The sequence below is a fragment of the Rhodoferax sp. RT4P68 genome (genome assembly GCF_056521305.1).
On record NZ_JBWMBB010000005.1, the window covers coordinates 94,574 to 108,419 of the forward strand.

At 71.6% G+C, this 13,846-nt stretch carries 14 protein-coding genes; 11 read left to right on the forward strand and 3 right to left on the reverse strand.

The window, feature by feature from the left end; translation table 11 throughout:
* Positions 1–102: 102 nt before the first annotated feature.
* Together AC099J_RS12385 and AC099J_RS12390 are read left to right on the forward strand one after the other, a co-directional pair.
* Positions 103–570 carry a CopD family protein gene (locus AC099J_RS12385; protein ID WP_479615560.1) on the forward strand — a complete coding sequence of 156 codons (468 nt, stop codon included), beginning with the start codon at positions 103–105 and terminating at the stop codon, positions 568–570.
* 174 nt (positions 571–744) lie between these two features.
* A complete protein-coding gene (locus tag AC099J_RS12390) occupies positions 745–1,905 on the forward strand; it encodes a sigma 54-interacting transcriptional regulator (RefSeq protein WP_479615561.1) in 1,161 nt (386 codons plus the stop codon).
* A 78-nt stretch (positions 1,906–1,983) separates the two neighbouring features.
* On the opposite strand, the gene AC099J_RS12395 is transcribed toward AC099J_RS12390, so the two are convergent.
* The 3 genes from AC099J_RS12395 to AC099J_RS12405 form a co-directional block, all read right to left on the reverse strand.
* Complete coding sequence (locus AC099J_RS12395) at positions 1,984–2,718, reverse strand: transglutaminase domain-containing protein (RefSeq protein ID WP_479615562.1); 735 nt, start codon at positions 2,716–2,718, stop codon at positions 1,984–1,986.
* Positions 2,719–2,866: 148 nt separating this feature from the next.
* Positions 2,867–3,052 carry a CsbD family protein gene (locus AC099J_RS12400; RefSeq protein WP_479615563.1) on the reverse strand — a complete coding sequence of 62 codons (186 nt, stop codon included), beginning with the start codon at positions 3,050–3,052 and terminating at the stop codon, positions 2,867–2,869.
* A gap of 286 nt (positions 3,053–3,338) precedes the next feature.
* Positions 3,339–4,385 carry a hypothetical protein gene (locus AC099J_RS12405; RefSeq protein ID WP_479615564.1) on the reverse strand — a complete coding sequence of 349 codons (1,047 nt, stop codon included), beginning with the start codon at positions 4,383–4,385 and terminating at the stop codon, positions 3,339–3,341.
* Positions 4,386–4,774: 389 nt separating this feature from the next.
* On the opposite strand from AC099J_RS12405, the gene AC099J_RS12410 reads away from it, so the two are divergent.
* The 9 genes from AC099J_RS12410 to AC099J_RS12450 all read left to right on the forward strand — a co-directional run bounded on the left by AC099J_RS12410 (position 4,775) and on the right by AC099J_RS12450 (position 13,838).
* Entirely contained in the window at positions 4,775–5,044 is a 270-nt protein-coding gene (locus tag AC099J_RS12410; RefSeq protein WP_479615565.1) for a hypothetical protein, read from the forward strand.
* A gap of 23 nt (positions 5,045–5,067) precedes the next feature.
* Entirely contained in the window at positions 5,068–6,681 is a 1,614-nt protein-coding gene (locus AC099J_RS12415) for a phage tail sheath family protein (protein WP_479615566.1), read from the forward strand.
* A 15-nt stretch (positions 6,682–6,696) separates the two neighbouring features.
* Positions 6,697–7,221, forward strand: a complete 525-nt coding sequence (locus tag AC099J_RS12420; protein WP_479615567.1) for a phage tail protein — start codon at positions 6,697–6,699, stop codon at positions 7,219–7,221.
* A gap of 33 nt (positions 7,222–7,254) precedes the next feature.
* Entirely contained in the window at positions 7,255–8,013 is a 759-nt protein-coding gene (locus tag AC099J_RS12425; protein ID WP_479615568.1) for a hypothetical protein, read from the forward strand.
* A 46-nt stretch (positions 8,014–8,059) separates the two neighbouring features.
* Complete coding sequence (locus AC099J_RS12430; RefSeq protein ID WP_479615569.1) at positions 8,060–8,848, forward strand: hypothetical protein; 789 nt, start codon at positions 8,060–8,062, stop codon at positions 8,846–8,848.
* Complete coding sequence (locus AC099J_RS12435; RefSeq protein ID WP_479615570.1) at positions 8,845–10,173, forward strand: Pvc16 family protein; 1,329 nt, start codon at positions 8,845–8,847, stop codon at positions 10,171–10,173. The genes AC099J_RS12430 and AC099J_RS12435 overlap by 4 nt, the downstream gene beginning before the upstream one ends.
* Before the next feature lie 182 nt (positions 10,174–10,355).
* On the forward strand, positions 10,356–12,287 hold the full coding sequence (locus AC099J_RS12440) for an ATP-binding protein (protein WP_479615571.1): 1,932 nt from the start codon (positions 10,356–10,358) through the stop codon (positions 12,285–12,287).
* A 52-nt stretch (positions 12,288–12,339) separates the two neighbouring features.
* Positions 12,340–12,633, forward strand: coding sequence for a hypothetical protein (locus AC099J_RS12445; protein ID WP_479615572.1), 294 nt, complete (start codon positions 12,340–12,342; stop codon positions 12,631–12,633).
* A complete protein-coding gene (locus AC099J_RS12450) occupies positions 12,630–13,838 on the forward strand; it encodes an eCIS core domain-containing protein (RefSeq protein ID WP_479615573.1) in 1,209 nt (402 codons plus the stop codon). Before AC099J_RS12445 ends, AC099J_RS12450 begins: the two co-directional genes overlap by 4 nt.
* Positions 13,839–13,846: the final 8 nt, after the last annotated feature.

Genomic DNA, 13,846 nt, shown 5'->3' on the forward strand with positions numbered 1-13,846 from the left:
CTCGTGGTGGTGGGCAGCGCCACAGGCCGTTTGGCCCCACGCGCGGGGCGCCATGTTGCCATGGACCGGGCGGCGTTCCGCCTGCGGTGGGATGATGGTCCGATGCACCCCACACTCTTTGCCTTCCTGCTGTTCCTGCACGTCATCGCCGCCGCCTTCTGGGTCGGCGGCATGGCGACGATGCACTTCGTCGTGCGCCTTGCTGCCGTTGCCACGCTGCAGCCGCCGCAACGCCTGCCGTTCATGGCCGGCGCGCTGGCGCGTTTCCTGCGCGGGGTGGACGTGGCCCTCGCCCTGATCTGGCTCAGCGGCCTGGCCATGCTGATGGCACAGGGCGGCTTCAAGGGCGCGCACTGGCGCGTGCACGCCATGCTGACGCTGGCGCTGGTGATGACGGTGGTCTACGGCCTGGTGCGCGGTCGTGCCTTCCCGGCCCTGCGCCGGGCCGTTGCCGACCAGCGATGGCACGATGGCGCTGCCGCGCTGAACACCGTACGCCAGCTGGTGGCGCTCAATCTGGCCCTGGGCACCCTGGTGTTCGCAGTGGCGCTGGTGGGGCGCGGCGCCTGACAGGCTGCCGGCTGGCCGGCGCCCGGCGCGCCGCATTGACCTTCATTCGTGACAAAACACGTCTTGCGGGCAACACAACAGCAACACCGTTTGCACCGTGTAACCTGTAGAGTCCGCCACGACGCTCTGCGGCGCGCCGCCGAGAACCGTGATCGTGTTGGAGGCTTGTCACGCATGCACACACACAGCACGCCAGCGAACCGCGCGGCGCACAGCAGCATCGAACCGCTTCCCGGCTGGGCTGGCCAGGCTGCAGGGCGCGACCCCGTGCTGGAGCTGGCACGCGCCAACACGCCGGGATCCGCCCGGCCTGCCGCCCCGCCCGCCGACACCACCGCCGCGCTGGCCGCCAACCTCGTCGGCAGCAGCGCCCCGTTCCGCGAAGCCATGGACCTGGTCGCGCTGTACGCCGCGTGGACAGCGCCTTTGCTGATCGTCGGCGAAACCGGCACCGGCAAGGAACTGGTGGCCCGCGCCGTGCACTACCTGAGCCCGCGCCGCCACCGCCCCTTCATCCCCGTCAACTGTGGCACGCTGCCCGATGCGCTGGTCGAAAGCGAGCTGTTCGGCCACACGCGCGGCGCCTTCACCGATGCCGGCCAGGCGCGCACCGGCCTGGTCCGCCAGGCGGAAGGCGGCACGCTGTTTCTGGACGAGGTCGAGGCCCTGTCCGCGCGCGGCCAGGGCGCGCTGCTGCGCTTTTTGCAGGACAGCAGCTACCGCGCGCTGGGCGGCAACGAACTGCACCAGGCCGACGTGCGCATCGTCGCTGCCTCCAACGTCGACCTGCGCGAGAAAGCCTGCGCGCGCGAGTTCCGCGACGATCTGCTCTACCGGCTGGACGCTTTCCGCGTTGCTCTGCCGCCGCTGCGCGCCCGCAGGGATGACCTGCGCATGCTGGTGCCCCACCTGCTGGCCAAGGCCGCGCAGCAGACCGATGGCCAGCCGCGCGTGCTGGGCGAAGGCTGCGCCGACCTGCTGCACGCCTTCGACTGGCCGGGCAATGTGCGCCAGCTGGAACATGTGTTGCTGAAGGCGCACGTCGTGTGCCAGAGCGCGCGCATCGAGCAGGCCGACCTGCTGCGCGTCGCGCCTGAGCTGGGTGTGGCTGTAACACCGGCAGACCCATGCGGCGCGCCCGCGCTGCTGCCCACTCTGCGCGCCACCAAGCGCGCTGCCGCCGAACAGGCCGAGCGCTGCTTTGTCGAGGCCCTGCTCACGCGCAGCAGCGGCAACATCAGCGAGGCCGCGCGCATGGGCGGCCTGCAGCGCGCATCGCTGAGCCGGCTGGCCAAAAAGTACGGCGTGAAAACGCCGCCACCCGGCGGGCCCTGACCGTCAGTCCATGTCGACAGGCCGGCCGGCCCCCGTCGGATCGGCAGCGCGTGGCAGGCCGCGCGCGACCAGCGCGGCCTAGAACAGCGGCGTTCCCTCGTCCAGCTGCACCCACGCCTTCAGCGAATGCGTGGTCAGCCCGCCGTAGTTGGAGATGAAGGCCACGTCTGCGGCGTCGCGCCCGTAGGCCACCACCACACGGCCACCCTTCGGCTCCTCTTGCGTGGCGTCGAAGGTGTACCAACGGTCGCCGATGTAGGCCTCGAACCAGGCGTGCAGATCCATCGGATCGAGCTGGTAGAGGTAGCCCACGACCATGCGTGCGGGGATGCGCAGCGCGCGGCACAGCGAGATGCCGATGTGCGAGAAATCGCGGCACACGCCGGCGCCTGCGTTCAGCGTGTCGATCGCGTCCGTCGTCGCTTCGCTCACGCCGTACTGGTAGGTGATGTTCTGGTGGATCCACGCGCGGATCGCTTCGACCTGCGCGTAGCCGGGCGCGACCGTGCCTGCGATCTGCTGGGCCCTGTCGCCCAGCTTGTCGCTGGGGCAGTAGCGGCTCTGCAGCAGGTAGACGAGCACATCGGGCGGCATGCCGCTGACCGAGGTGGCCGGCGCGTTGGGCTCGACGGCGATGAACTCTTCGGTCTCGACGATGGCGCTCCAGCGGATGCGCATCGGCCCCGGTGCGATCTCGAAGCGCTGGCACAGGTTGCCGTAGGCGTCCACGTGCTCGGTGGGGCGCACTGGTGGGTCGAACTGGTAGTTCTCGCTGGCCAACCACTGCGCCTCGCCGCTGCGCGGGCGCAGCATCGCAACGGTAGGACACGGTTCGGATGCCTCCAAGGACATGTCGCAGCCAACAAAAAGACGCATCGTGGTACCTGTGAGTGTTGTACGGGTGTAGGGGCGAAACGCAAGACGCGGCCCAAGGCCGCGTCTCATCTTCGCAGGGTAAGAATCAGATCTTGCGGGTCGTGTCTTTCACGGCTTCCTTGGCGTCGCCAACGCTCTGCTGTGCATTGCCTTCGACTTGCTTGGCAATGCCCTTGGCTTCCTGCTCGCGGCTGCCCACCAACTCGCCGGTCTTCTCTTGCACCCTACCGGCTGCGTCCTTCAGGGCGCCCTTGACTTGATCGGAGTTCATGTATGTTTCCTCGGTTGCGCCGGTTGGGACCGGCTGGGTTTTCGAAGCCTGTTCAGGTTAACGGGCGTGGGCTGCGAAAGCTGCCAGCCCACTGCGAATCGGCGTGTCGGGCAACGCCTACGCAGGCGCGGCACCCGCTGTCGTCAGCGCCTGCGCACGCCACGCGACAGGCTGGCCGGTGTTGCCTGACGGCGGTACCAACGCCAGGCCATGAGCGCAAAAGGAGCGAGTTTGATCAGTCGGAACATGAGAGTCTGCCTTCGTTGTGTGAAAGGTCGATGAATGATCAGCTGCGGTACGCGACAGCGCCGCGCACTTCGCCAATCGCCAGTTCGCGGCGGCGTGCGGCCAGGCCGCCACCGGCCGCGGCCAAGCCACCCAGCAACAGCGCCACCACACCCGCCAACGCGGCCTGCGAGGACGCCTTCGCCGCTGCATCGGCCATCTCACGCGCCTTGGCTTCGGCTGCGGCCTTCTGCTCTGCGAACTTCACGCGGGCGTCCTGGTAGGTCTTGATCCAGCCGTCGACGCGTGCCTCGGCTTCCGGCTTGGTCAGGCCCGAGCGCGCCATGACGACATTGACCACCGCATCACGGTCCACCTGGTCGACGGTGTCCTTGCCCGAATCGATGATCTTCTGGACCAGCGCCTTCAGCTCGCCGGCCGCGTTGGCATCGGTGCCGGCGTTGGCTGCAGCTTGGGTCGCCTGGTCGGCCGTGGCTTCAGCCTTGTCTTCCAGGGCGCCGGGGGTCAGCTCGGGCTTGCCGGTCTGCTTGAGCAGCTGCTCGGCCTCGGTCTTGATCGAATCCCAGGAGATGCCGGCAGCCTCCAGCTGCTTCTTGGCCATGTCGGCCGCAGGGCCGGCCACCGCCGCCGCACCGCCTGCCGCCACCGTGGCGGTCGTGCCCACCACACTGGCACCGCCGCGCACCACGGCACTGACGGCGGACGCCAGCAGGTAAGCCGTCACGATGGTGGCCAGGCCCCAGGTCAGAAGGCCGTAGAGGACGGCATCGGATTTCTCCGACGTGCCAGCCATGTGCGAGGCCACCCAGCCGCCTGCGAACAGCGAGATCACGCTGCTGACGGCCCACCACACGCCAGCGCCGATGCCGAACGTCGAGATGTCCGGGCTGCTGAAGCGCAACGGATCCACCGTGCTCAGGCCAATCCCCGCACCCAGCAGGCTCAGGACCATCTGCACAGCGATGGCGATGACGACGCCGGCAAACACGGCACCCCACACGACCCGGGAGATCAGTGTGGGGACCAGTTGGGGCGGTCGGGCGCCATCCATGGCGGCGTTGGATGGCGAAACGGTGGTTGAAATCATGGGATCAAAAAAGCGGTTGTGTTGACGATGGCTGGAGCCTGGGGCCAGCAGCGCCTCGCAGTTCGGGGACCCCGCGCCGTCCCGGCGTAGGCCAGATGCTGACCGAGGCGCAGGCCCATGCGCTGGCCCATGCGCGTGCCTTTCAGGCGATGCGCTGCGTGTCCACAGCGGCACACCCGTGTCGGCCGCGACACAGCGCGCGGCCACGTCGGCTGGCGCCACGTCGCGTGCCTTTAGCTGTGTGGCGCACGACACGGCCCGCCCCCGGCCGGCCACGCCAGCGCCCTTGTAAATCAACCACTTGCACACCGCAGGTGGATGGCACGGTTCTGGCACTGCCGAGCACGCTCGTGACTTTGTGGTGGTCCCAACGTGACGCGTGGCCGGAGATGGATGCTGTAGCCGATGTGGCGGTGGCCCTGCGCCGCTACGTCGCCGCGCACCCGGATGCTTGCGACACGCTGCAGTGGATCGCTGCCTGGTGGTTGCCCCCGCAATGGATGGGGGTGCGGCGTGAAGTCGTTCGCGAGGCGGTCGCGCTCCTGGTGGCCGGCGGGGAGATGGAGTCCTGGTCGGGCCTGGATGGCCAGACCGTCTACCGGGCGGTGCCCACGGCCCCACCGGCCGATGGACCCGCGCCCGGGCCGTTGCGTGTGTGAGGTTCTTTCATGAAGGGGGATCTATGCCCAGTGCCCTGAGTTACCCAGGTGTCTACGTGGAGGAAGTGCCCAGTGGGGTGCGCACCCTGACCGGTGTGGCCACGTCGATCACGGCCTTCGTCGGGCGCGCCGCCACCGGCCCGACCGAGCAACCGGTGATGCTGACCGGCTACGCCGACTACGAACGACGCTTCGGCGGCCTGGCGCTGGACTGCCCGATGAGCTATGCGGTGCGCGACTTCTACCTGAACGGCGGCGCGCTGGCGCTGGTGGTGCGGGTGGTCGGCACCGCCGTCGACCCGGACGCCGCCGACGCGCCGGACCCGGCCTCGGCCGCCACCATCACGCTGGGCACGCTGGTGCTGACCGCCTCCAGCGTCGGCGCCTGGGGCGGCCGGCTGTCGGCCGCCGTCGACTACGCCACCGACAACGGCCTGCCTGCGGCCGACACCACGCGCTTCAACCTGCGGCTGCGCTATCGGCTGCGGCCGGGCCGCGACGAGTTCGCGTTCGAGACGCTGGGCGCCGTTTCCACCACGGCGACCGACCCGCGCTATCTGCCGCTGGTGCTGGAGCGCGAATCGACCCTGGTGCGCGCGCTGGGCACGGTGCCGGCGGCGCGGCCGGCCTCCAACGTGACGGGCACCACCGTCACCTGGGTCGACGCCGCCGGTGGCAACGACGGCCCGCCGCTGCGCGCCGACGACCTGCTGGGCAACGAGGCCGCGCACACCGGCATGCACGCGCTCGCGCTGGCCGACCTGTTCAACCTGCTGGTGATCCCGCCGCTGGCGCGCGACACCAGCACGCCGACCTCCGGCTACACCGTGGTGCCGCCCAACGTCTGGCAGGCGGCGATGGCGCTGTGCGTGCAGCGCCGCGCGATGCTGATCGTCGACCCCGACCCGGCGTGGGCCAGCCCGATCGCCAGCGCACTGACGAACGCCCAGAACGGCCGCACTGCACTCGGTCTGGCCGGCCCGGCGGCGCGCAACGCGGCGCTGTACTTCCCCTGCGTGCGCATGATCGACCCGCTGCGCGACAGCCGCGTCGACACCTTCATGCCCGGCGGCATCATCGCCGGCATCATGGCCCGCACGGATGTGGCGCGCGGCGTGTGGAAGGCCCCAGCGGGCCTCGACGCCACGCTGAACGGCGTGCAGGACCTGCAGCTCAACATGAACGATCTGGAGAACGGCCAGCTCAACCCGCTGGGCATCAACTGCCTGCGCAGCATGGGCGTGAACGGCCGCATCGTGTGGGGCGCGCGCACGCTGCGCGGGGCCGATGCCAGCGCCGACGAATACAAGTACCTGCCAGTGCGCCGCCTCGCCCTGTTCCTTGAAGAAAGCCTGTACCGCGGCACGCAGTGGGTGGTGTTCGAGCCCAACGACGAACCGCTGTGGGCGCAGGTGCGGCTGAACATCGGCGCCTTCATGCAGGGGCTGTTCCGCCAGGGCGCGTTCCAGGGCAAGGCCGCGCGCGACGCCTACTTCGTGCAGTGCGACAGCCAGACCACCACGCAGGCCGACATCAACCTGGGCGTGCTGAACGTCGTGGTCGGCTTTGCACCGCTGAAGCCCGCAGAGTTCGTCGTCATCAAGATCCAGCAGATGGCTGGACAAATCCAGACCTGACCGAGGAAGAACGAAATGGCACAGTTCAGCGTCAACGCCACCCGCTTCGACCCGTACAAGAATTTCAAATTCCGCGTCAAGTGGGACGGCCGCTACGTGGCCGGCATCTCCAAGGTCGGCGCGCTCAAGCGCAGCAACGAGCCGGTGGAGCACCGCGAGGGCGGCGACCCTTCCAGCAGCCGCAAATCGCCAGGCCGCAACAAGTTCGAGGCCATCACCCTGGAGCGCGGCGTCACGCACGACACCGAGTTCGAGAAGTGGGCCAACAAGGTCTGGAACTTCGGCTCCGGCCTGGGCGCCGAGGTCTCGCTGAAGGACTTCCGCAAGGACTTGATCATCGAGGTCTACAACGAGGCCGGCCAGCTGGCGCTGGCCTACAAGGTGTTCCGCTGCTGGGTCTCCGAATACCAGGCCCTGCCGGATCTGGATGCCAACGCACAGGCGGTTGCGATCCAGACCATCAAACTGGAAAACGAGGGCTGGGAGCGCGACTACGACGTCGTCGAGCCGGCCGAGCCGACGTTCAGCGAACCGGCCTGACATGCGACGACGCCAGCGCTGCCGGTGATCGACATGCAAGCCCTCGCCGGCGCCGACCTGTTGACGCTGTGGGAACGCGGCGCACGCCGCCATCCGCTGGACCGCGGCGCGCTGCTGGCCGCTGCGGCGCGGCCCGACTGGCCGGCGGACAGCATCGCCGACCTGCCGCTGGGCGCCGTCAACGCCAGCTTGCTGCAGCTGCGCAGCGCCACCTTCGGCCCGCGCATCGATGGCCATGCCGATTGCCGGCAGTGCGGCCAGCGCCTGGCCTTCACTTTGGACACGGCGCAGCTGCTGGCCGCCACCGCGCCGGCCGGTGCGCCGCGCGATGCAGATGCCGATGCAGATGACGACGCCGATGCCGTCACCAGCATCGAGACCGAAGCCGAGGGCCTGCGCCTGCGCGCGCCCAGCCTGCGCGACCTCGCCGCCGTGGCCGATGCAGCCGGCGCCGCCGACGCCGCGCGCGCCCTGCTGGCCCGCTGCACGCTGGCCGGCGATGTGGCGCGGCTGGACGATGCCGCCCTGGCGGTGGTCGAAGAGGCGCTGGACACACTGGACCCGCAGGCCGACCTGGCCATCGCGCTGCACTGCATGGACTGCGGCCATGACGGCGCCGCGCAGCTCGATGCCGGTGCGCTGTTGTGGGAAGAGATCGAGGTGCGCGCGCAGCAGTTGCTGCACGAAGTGCACCGGCTGGCCAGCGCCTATGGTTGGAGCGAGCCGCAGATCCTGGCGCTGAGCCCGGCGCGGCGTGCGGCCTATCTGGACATGGCGGGGGGTCCGGGATGAGCGGCGCCCGGCCGTCCGACGCAGCGCGCAGCACGGAGCCATCCCCATGACCGGCCTGCTGCACCGCCTGGGCGCACGCGCCACCGGCACCGGCTGGGCCGTGCGCTCCGACGCGCGCCTGCCGTTCGGCGCCGACCGGCTGGGCGATGGCGAGCCACCGCCTGCGGAGTTGGCCATGCCAGCCTCCCCGCCACCATCCGCGCCCGCGATGCACACGCCCGCCACGGCGCTGCAGCCCCATGTCGCCGCCCCCATCGAGGCGGCCGCACGCCCTACGCCGAATGCCCCCGCCCCGCTGCGACCCGTCAGCGCCCGCGCGCCCACCGAGCCAGCGCCGCGTGCGTCGACCGGCACGGCTGAGCCGGCCGACCGTGCCGCATCGGCACGCCCACAACCCGACCACCCGGCTCCCCTCGCCACGGCCTTCCAGGCGGCCCACGCGCGCCAAGCGCCCCTTGCGCCCCAGCATCCGGTCGCGCAGTCGACGCCCCGCGACGGCACACTCCCCACGCACCGGCAAGATCCGCCACCCCTGCGCCCGGCACGCGTCGACGTTGCGCCCAGCCCGCTGCTCCCCGCCTCACGGCCAGACCGTGGCCACAGCGCCGCTGCGGGCCCCAGCCCGCACGCACGCACGCAGCGCACCGCCGTCGCGGCCAACGCCTGGCCCGCTGGCGCGCCTGCACCAGCCGACGCACCGACCGAAGTCCACATCCACATCGGCCGCATCGACGTGACCGCCCTGCCTGCCACGCCCACACCGCGTACCGCGAAGCCAGCGCGCACCGAACCGATGTCGCTGGACAGTTACCTAAAAAAGAGGACGGGAGCATGAGCACAGCGCTCGCCATCGCCGGCGTCAGCGCCGTGCTGCGCGATCTGTTGAACGACGGCATCGTCAACCGCAACGTCAGCGGCGTGCTGGGCGCGAGCGTCACCGTGAGTCTGCAGGCGCCCGACCGCGTCGTGCCGCTGGGCGGCACCGAGGCCTCGCAGATCAACCTGTTCCTCTACCAGGTGACGCCCAACGCCGGCTGGCGCAACGAGGGCCTGCCCTCGCGCGATGGCGCCGGCCGCGCGCGCCTGACCAACCCGCCGTTGGCGCTGGACCTGCACTACCTGCTGTCGGTCTACAGCGGCGGCGACCTGCATGCCGAGATCCTGCTCGGCTATGCCATGCAGTTGCTGCACGAATCGCCGGTGCTCACGCGCGCGGCCATCCGCACCGCCCTGAACCCCTCACCCGACGTCGGCCCCAACTTGCCGCCGGCGCTGCGCGCGCTGGCCGATGCCGGGTTGGCCGACCAGATCGAGCAGATCAAGATCACGCCGCAGCACCTGAACAACGAGGAGATGTCCAAGCTGTGGACCGCCACGCAGGCCCACCTGCGGCCCAGCGTGGCCTACACCGCCTCGGTGGTGCTGATCGAATCGCAGCGGCCGGTGCGCGCGCAGTTGCCGGTGCTCAGCCGCGGCCTGGTCGACCCGGTCACGGGCGTGGAGGCCGGCATCGCCGTGCGGCCCAGCCTGCTGCCCACCCTGCCCACGCTGGACGCCATCGTGCCGCCGCTGCGCCAGCCGGTCGCCGCCATCGGCGATGTGGTGCTGCTGCAGGGCCACCACCTCGATGGCGCCGACCGCACCGTGCTGCTGAGCCACGAGCGCTTCGAGATCGACCTCACGCTGCCGGCCATGGCCGCCGCGCCCGACCGCCCGGCCGAGACCCGCATCGGCCTGGACCTGGCCGGCCAGCAGGCGGCGCTGCCGGCCGGCGTCTACCGCGTCTCGGCCCGCGTGCTGCGCCCGGCGCCGCAGGGCCTGCGTGAGACCAACCGCATGGCGCTGACGATCGCACCGCGCATCGGCAACCTGCCGCAGCAGGTGGCGCGCGCGGGCGATGGCTCGGCCCAGGTCACGCTGAACTTCACGCCCGCTCTGCGGCCCGGCCAGCGCGCCGTGCTGCTCCTGGGCATGCAGGAATACGCACCGCTGGCGGCCGGCGCCACGCCGACCTCGCTGACCTTCGCCATCGCCGAGGCGGCCATCGGCGTGCACCTGGCGCGCCTGCGCATCGACGGCATCGAGAGCCCGATCATCGATTTCTCGCAAACGCCGCCCGAGGTGCCGCGCTTCCTGAACAGCACGGTGGAGTTCACATGAAGCACCCCCCAGTCTCCGCGCTGCGCGCTCCGCCACCCCCCCTCTGCTGCGCGAGGGTGGCGCACCCAGCGGCCTGGCAGAGCCAGTTCCGCGGGTGCCCTGGCATGGCCTGCTCCGCGGCCTTCGGTGTGGCGCTGCCAGAGCCCGTTGGTGTGCTGCGTACAGCGACTTGAACGACGGCCATGAACGCCCCTGACCGCCTGCTGGACTGGAGCGACGCCAACCAGCGCCTGCTGGTGGCCGAGTTCGCGCGGCTGGCGGCGCTGCTGGAAGGGCGCCCGGCCGATGCTCCCGGCGCCGAAGCCGACGCTCTGCGCGCGGCCATGCCGGCGCCGGCCGCCATCGACACGCTGACCCGGCTGTTCCAGCTCAGCGCCTTCGAGCGCGACCTCTTGCTGCTGGTGGCCGGCGTCGAACTGGACGCGCGCATCGCCACGCTGTGCGCGCAGGCCAGCGGCCAGCCGCACCGGCCCTGGGCCAGCTTTGGCCTGGCGCTGGCGGTGCTGCCCGGGCCGCACTGGAGCGCGATTGCACCGCAGGAACCGCTGCGCCGCTGCCGCCTGCTGGACCTGGACGATGCCAGCGGCATCGCCAGCGCGCGGTTGAAGCTGGACGAGCGCGTGCTGCACCACATCGCCGGCCTCAACGCGCTGGACCACCGGCTGCAGCCGCTGCTGCACACCGTGCCGCCGGCCGCCGCGATGGGCCAGGCCCAGTTGGCGGTGCGGGCCGAGCTACGGGCCCAGCTGCAGGCCCACGCGGGCCGGCTGCCGCCCATCGTGCTGGAGGGTGACGACAGCGCCGGCCAGCAGGACGTGGCCGCCGCCGTGGCCGCCGACCTGGGCGTCGGGCTGGTGCGGTTGCGGGCGGCCGACATCCCGGCCGCCGCCATCGAGCAGGCGGCCTTCGCAGCTCTGTGGGCGCGAGAGGCGGCGCTGCTGGGCTGCGGCCTGCTGATCTGCTGTGAACACGGCGAACCGCAGGACCACCAGACCGCGCTCGCACACCTGCTCGAGCGCCTGGACGGGCTGGTGTTCGTGGCCGGTGACGGCCTGGCGCTGGGCGATGTGCCGCAGTGGCGCCATGTGCTCGCGCGGCCCGAGGCGCCCGAGCGGCGCGCGCTGTGGCAGGCCGCGCTGGCCGACAAGGCCGCACCGCTGGCGCCCGTGCTGGACACGCTGGCCAGCCAGTACCGCCTGGGCGCACGGCGCATTGCGCAAATCGCCGCGCTGGCCAGTGGCGAGGACGCGGCCCGCGACAGCGCCACGCTGCACCAGGCCAGCCGCGGCACCGGCCACCGCATGCCCGGCCTGGCGCAGCGCATCGAGACGCGCGCGCGCTGGGCCGACCTGGTGCTGCCCGAGGCCCAGCAGGCCGTGCTGCGCCAGATCGCCGTGCACGCACAGCACCGGCTGACGGTGCACCACGCCTGGGGCTTTGCCGGCCCCGGCGCACGCGGGTTGGGGCTGTCCACGCTGTTCTGGGGCGACAGCGGCACCGGCAAGACGCTGGGGGCCGAGGTCATCGCCGGCGAGCTGGGCCTGGCGCTCTACCGCATCGATCTGTCGGCCGTGGTCAGCAAGTACATCGGCGAGACCGAGAAGAACCTGCGCAAGGTGTTCGACGCGGCCGAAGAGGCCGGCGCCGTGCTGCTGTTCGACGAGGCCGATGCGCTGTTCGGCAAGCGCAGCGAGGTGAAGGACAGCCACGACCGCTACGCCAACATCGAGGTCAGCTACCTGCTGCAGCGCATGGAGGCCTACAGCGGCCTGGCCATCCTCACGACCAACCACAAGGCCGCGCTGGACCCGGCCTTCCAGCGCCGGCTGCGCTTCGTCGTGCAGTTCCCGTTCCCCGACCAGGCGCAGCGCGAAGGCATCTGGCGCGGCGTGTTCCCGTCTGCCGCACCACTGGGGCCGGACGTGGATTTCACGCGGCTGGCGCGCCCGGACGTGGCCGGCGGCAGCATCCGCAACATCGCGCTGACCGCCGCCTTTCTGGCGGCGCAAGCTGGCACCGCCATCGGCATGGCGCAGCTGCTGCAGGCCGCGCGCATGGAGGGGGCGAAGCGCGAACGGCCGTTCTCGGAAGCCGAGTTGAGGGGCTGGTCGTGACACGCGCGACGCATGGCCGCGTGGCCCATCTTGCGCCAGACAGGCAGCAGCCATGACCGCCCTCGTCCTGCACATCGACCGCCTGGTGCTGCGCGGCATCGACCGCGCCGACGCGCACGCCGTGGGCGAGGCTTTGCGCACCGCGCTGGCCGCGCAGTTGCAGGGCCGGCTGCCGGCAGCCGCCGACGTGGCGTCGATGGCCAGCGCACTGGCCCAGGGCCGGCCAGCAGCACCCGTGCGGCTGCAGCTGCCCACCGGCACCGGCGCCGCCGCGCAGGGCCGCGCGCTGGGCACCGCCGTGGCCTCGCATCTGGCAGCAAGAGCCGGGGGAGTGCGCGCGCCATGAGGCAACTCGCCCACGCCGCCCCTGCGGCCCCGCAACGCCCCGCCAGCGCGCCCTTGCTACGCCTGGGCGCACGGGGCGACCGGCTGGAGCAGGAAGCCGATGCCGCGGCCCACCGCGTGCTGAGCGGGCAGCGCCTGGCCGCACCCGGCCTGCGCGCCGCCCCTGGCCACCTGCAGCGTGACGCGCGCAGCCCCTGGAGCGTGGACGAAGGCCGGCGTCGCGACGACGACGACGCGCCCACGGCGACCGGCACGCTCCAGCGCGCACCGGCCGGCGGCGCCACACCCGACTTGTCACCGGCGCTGGCCCACAGCATCCACGGCCTGCGCGGCGGTGGCACGCCGCTGCCCGGCGCCGTGCGCAGCCTGCTGGAGCCCCGCTTCGGCCACGACTTCGGCCGCGTGCGCGTGCACCGCGACAGCGCCGCCCAGGCGCTGGCCGAGCGTGTGAACGCGCGCGCCTTCACGCTGGGGCGCGACGTGGTGTTCGGCGCCGGCCAGTACGACACCGTCAGCCGCACCGGCCTGCACCTCTTGGCGCACGAGCTGACGCACGTGGTGCAGCAGGGCGCGGCGCCTCCCCTAGGCGCAGCAGGCAGCACTGCGCCCGCCGACGGGCAGGCCGCCGGCCCGCACCCCGTCGACGCCAGCCCCGCCATCACCCCCGCGCCCGGCGAGGCCACGTTGCGGCGCATGGCCTGGTTCCCGAACACCGACACCGGCACCGCCCACGCCCCCTGGGGTGACGATGGCCCGCAGGGCCGCCTGCTGGAAGCGAAGACCGACGCCGGCGCCGCCGTCGAGACCTGGCGCCCCGACGACGGCCAGACCTTCTGGTGCCATGGCTACACCTTCGGCGGCGCGGCGGCCACCGGTGGCCCGTACTCGCTGTTCGGCAGCGTCGTGCCCCGCGTGCTGCAGGACGACGGCTGGCACGCCATCGACGCGTGCATGGCGCAGCCGAACGACATCCTGGTGTTCTATGACCACGAGGACCACGAGGCGCACTCGGGCATCGTGCGTCGCATGGAGCTGGTCGGCGGCCAGGTCGACGAGGCACTGAGCGACCTGCAATCGAAGTGGGGCACCGGCCTGCTGGCCACCGTCAGCTGGGCCACCAATGCGCGCCAGTACGGCCACTACACCGCCTACTCCAGGGCGCCGCTCACCGGCGCCTGCGCGGCCAAGGGCGCCAACGAGCGATGAAGGCCGCG